The 3,532-nt window shown below is 73.7% G+C and carries 4 protein-coding genes; 2 read left to right on the top strand and 2 right to left on the bottom strand.

Going from position 1 to position 3,532, the window contains the following annotated elements:
- Positions 1-85: 85 nt before the first annotated feature.
- Positions 86-1,102 carry a hypothetical protein gene (locus tag B4M60_RS00660; protein WP_291079435.1) on the top strand — a complete coding sequence of 339 codons (1,017 nt, stop codon included), beginning with the start codon at positions 86-88 and terminating at the stop codon, positions 1,100-1,102.
- A 4-nt stretch (positions 1,103-1,106) separates the two neighbouring features.
- Here B4M60_RS00660 and B4M60_RS00655 read toward each other — a convergent pair whose 3' ends face one another.
- Both B4M60_RS00655 and B4M60_RS00650 read right to left on the bottom strand, forming a co-directional pair.
- Positions 1,107-1,997: an oxidoreductase gene (locus B4M60_RS00655; protein ID WP_291079434.1), complete on the bottom strand. Its 891-nt coding sequence runs from the start codon at positions 1,995-1,997 to the stop codon at positions 1,107-1,109.
- Positions 1,998-2,026: 29 nt separating this feature from the next.
- Positions 2,027-2,821, bottom strand: coding sequence for a MerR family transcriptional regulator (locus B4M60_RS00650; protein ID WP_291079433.1), 795 nt, complete (start codon positions 2,819-2,821; stop codon positions 2,027-2,029).
- 118 nt (positions 2,822-2,939) lie between these two features.
- Here B4M60_RS00650 and B4M60_RS00645 point away from each other — a divergent pair.
- The coding region (locus tag B4M60_RS00645) for an aldehyde dehydrogenase family protein (RefSeq protein WP_291079432.1) at positions 2,940-3,532 on the top strand (593 nt) is incomplete at its 3' end.

Below are 3,532 nucleotides of genomic sequence, written 5' to 3'. Positions count from 1 at the left end.
CACTGCAGTAGGTCGACACTGCAGTAGTACTCTCGTGTCCGTGCGCGGGCCGACTCGCCCGCCCCGTGACGGAAGGCCTGCTGTGATGCCCCAGACCCGAGGTTCCGGACGCCGGACCAGACGCGTCGGCGCGGCCGTCGTGGCGGCGGCCCTGGCGACGGTCGGTGTCCCGGCCACCGGGCTGGCGCAGGAGGCCCCGGGGTCGATGGTCCCGGAGACCGGCAACGGCAGCGTCGACGCCGTCCTGGGCTTGCTCCCCGAGGAGATCGTGATCGGTGGCCCGGCCCTCGGCGGGGGGTCGGACGCGCTGCGGGACACCGGGAGCGGGATCATCCCCGACACCGCGCTCTCGGTCGGGCAGGTGATCGGCTCCGTGGCGCCCCTCGAGTCCGTCGGCGTCGCGGGCGGATCGGCGGCGGCCTCCGTGGCGTCGTCCGGCAGCCTCCCCGGATCGGTCTACGCCAACGCGACCGGGTCCATCGGATCGGGGACCATCGGCTTCGGCTCACTCCGGATCTCCGAGTACGCCATCGCCGGGTTCGCGCTCCAGGCCGTGGCCGCCTACATCAACGTGCTGGCCGCCCGCCAGGACGCGGGGCAGCTCAGCCCCGATGAGTTGATCTTCTGGAACAACGTGGTGGTGGGCTCGGCCCGGGGCGGTGCGCTGCTCGAGGACGCGGCGGGCGCGACGGGCACCGAGATCCCCGGGGGGCTGGCCGGCAGCATCGACGCGGTCCAGCGCGCCGCGCTGGAGAACGCCTTCGAGGTCCAGGACAGGATCAGGGCGGAGGCCGAGGCGGCCCGGGAGGGCGGCGACGACGACGAGGTGGCCGACCCCCCCGCGGAACCCGCCGGCGATGTGCAGGGGAGTCCGGACGGCGCCGACACTGGTGGTCCGACGCTGGCCGCCGTCATCGACACGGTCGCGCCCGCCGCGCAGGGGCCGGCCGGCGCTCCGGGGCCGGCTGGCGCTCCGGGGCCGGCCGCCGCGCAGGGGGTGCTGGCCGCCACCGGCGTCGAGACGACCGCGGTCGCGGGCCTGGCCGCGGTGAGCCTGCTGCTGGGAACGCTCCTGCTGGTGGCCTCCCGCCGGAGGGCCTGAGCGTTCAGCTCGTCGCGGTCATCTCCAGGCACCGCTCCCACAGCGCCGCGGCGACGTCCCGGTCGTGTGACGCCCGAGTGGAGGAGACGATCCTCGGGTAGCCGGTGAGCTCGCCGGGCCCGTCGGGGCCGACGTACGCGCCGCCGGGCAGGGTGTCCACCGTGGCGGCGTAGAGCTGAGGCAGTGCGCCGCGCTCTGCCGACTGGACGAGGAACGGGACCTTCTCCACCCCGCGCATGACCAGGTCCTGGATCCGGCTGCCGCTGCGGTACTGCAGGTTGGTGGCCGAGTACCCGGGGTGGGCGGCCACGGCCCTCAGCCCCGAGCCCGCCGCCTCCAGGCGACGTTGCTGCTCGTAGGCGAGCATGACGCAGGCCAGTTTGCTGGCCGCGTAGACCGTCATGGGCACGTATCTGCGCCGGGTCCAGTCCAGGTCGGTCGGGTCGACCGTGCCGAGCCTGTGCATCATCGACCCGAGCCACACCACGCGGTCGGTGAGCACGGGCTCGAGGAGCCGGGTGAGCGCGAAGTGGCCCAGGACGTTGACGCCGAACTGCATCTCGTGGCCCTGCGCGGTGCGGGCCCGCGGGATGTTCATGAGCCCGGCGTTGTTGATCAGGACGTCCAGCCGATGCCCGGCCAGGATCTCGCCGGCGGAGCGCACCGAGTCCAGATCGGCCAGATCCATCTGCACGACGGAGGCCCTGTCGGGATGGGCCAGGCCCGCCCGGGCGGCCTCGGCGCGGGAGGTGTCCCGGCAGGCCATGAGCACCCGGGCGCCCGCGTCGGTGAGGGCCCGGGTGCTGTGGAGGCCGAGGCCCGAGTTGGCACCGGTGACGACGAACGTCCGTCCGGTCTGGTCGGGGATGTCAGCGGTGGTCCATCGGCTGCTCATCCCGCCACCCTACGTGCGCGGGGCTCGGTTCAGCCCCAGGTGGCGGCGTCGGGGTCGACACCGTTCGCCCGCGCGTTGGCCTCGACCGCCGCCTCGAGCCACCGCGTCAGGCCCGGCTCCAGCGTCTCGTAGGTCTCGGAGAACCGGGGGTCCTGCCGGTACATCCGGGCCAGCAGGACCTGCATGGAGTGGGTGCAGTCGTAGAACCGCGAGATCGACGCCCGGTGGCGTTCGGCCAGGGCGGCGGCCTCGGGGGAGGCGGGGTCCACGCCGGCGCGCGCGGCCTCGGCGAGGTCGGAGTTCAGCGCGTCCGCCCCGGCCTTGACCTCCTTCCACTCGGCCGTGGACAGGGCGCCGGCGCGCTGTCGCGACTGCTCCCACTGCGGGGTGTCGCCCCACCGGTCGGCGGCCTCGTCCTGCCACTCCTCGTTCCAGTCGGTGCCGAAGATCTCCGCGCGGTCCTCGGGACTCAGTGGTGTGTTCACGGCGTTCGCCTCCTTCAGGCGGTCGACTGCGGAGACCATCTCCTGCAGACGCGAGATGCGACCGACCAGCAGGTCGCGCTGGCGGGTCAGGTGGGCGTGCTCGTCCACGTCGGGGTCGTCGAGCAGCCCGCCGATCTCCGCGAGCGTGAAGCCGAGTTCGCGGTAGATCAGGACACGATGGATGCGGGCGACGTCGTCGTCGTCATATACCCGGTAGCCGGACCACGTCCGCCCGCTCGCCGACGCCAACCCGATCCGGTCCCAGTGGTGCAGGGTCCGGACGCTGACGCCGACCAGCGCGGCGACCGCGCCCACGGTGAGTCCCTCGCCCGTCGTCATCTCCACAGCATCTCCCACGACAGCATCTCGAACGACCACCAGCCTGGGGCCTGACGCGGCGTCGGGGTCAAGAACGTGGCGGTGCGCGGCGGCCGACGACGCCGGTACGCTCTGGCGCATGAGCCGCCCCACCGCCCGCGTGTACGACCGCCTCCGCGACCTGGTCGCGATCCCCGAGTTCCGCGCCGATCCGTCGAGCCGCCCGTCCACCACCATCGCCGAGGTGTTCACCGGCGAGCCGCTGGCGGAGATCCCCGTCGGGACCGCCCACGACGTGACCGCCGCCGTCGCACGCGCCAGGGCCGCCCAGATCGCGTGGTCGGAGCGCGCCCCCGAGGACCGGGTCGCCGTGCTCACCCGGTTCGCCACGCAGGTCATGCGCAACCGCGACCAGCTCATGGACATCGTCCAGGCCGAGACCGGCAAGAGCAGGTCCTCGGCGCAGGAGGAGGTCCTGGACTGCCTCATCACCGCGCGGCACTACGCCAGGACGGCCCCGGGCCTGCTCGCCCCCAAGCGCGTCCAGGGCATGCTCCCGGGCCTGACCAAGGCCGTCGTGCGGCGCCAGCCCAAGGGGGTCGTGGGCGTGATCGCCCCGTGGAACTACCCGCTCAACCTCGCCGCGACCGACGCGCTGGCCGCCCTGGCCGCGGGCAACGCCGTGGTGATCAAGCCGGCGTCGATCACCCCGTTCTGCGCGCTCGCCGCCGC

The organism is Dietzia sp. UBA5065, assembly GCA_002415925.1.
Lineage (GTDB): Bacteria > Actinomycetota > Actinomycetes > Mycobacteriales > Mycobacteriaceae > Dietzia.
Note: the sequence above shows the minus strand (reverse complement) of the source record. Positions and strands in the feature narration are given on the sequence as shown.

Bases quoted from the DNA above. Each gene is read 5' to 3' on its own strand.
- B4M60_RS00660 (WP_291079435.1), top strand. From the start codon at position 86: ATGCCCCAGACCCGAGGTTCCGGACGCCGGACCAGACGCGTCGGCGCG.
- B4M60_RS00655 (WP_291079434.1), bottom strand. From the start codon at position 1,997: ATGAGCAGCCGATGGACCACCGCTGACATCCCCGACCAGACCGGACGG.
- B4M60_RS00650 (WP_291079433.1), bottom strand. From the start codon at position 2,821: ATGACGACGGGCGAGGGACTCACCGTGGGCGCGGTCGCCGCGCTGGTC.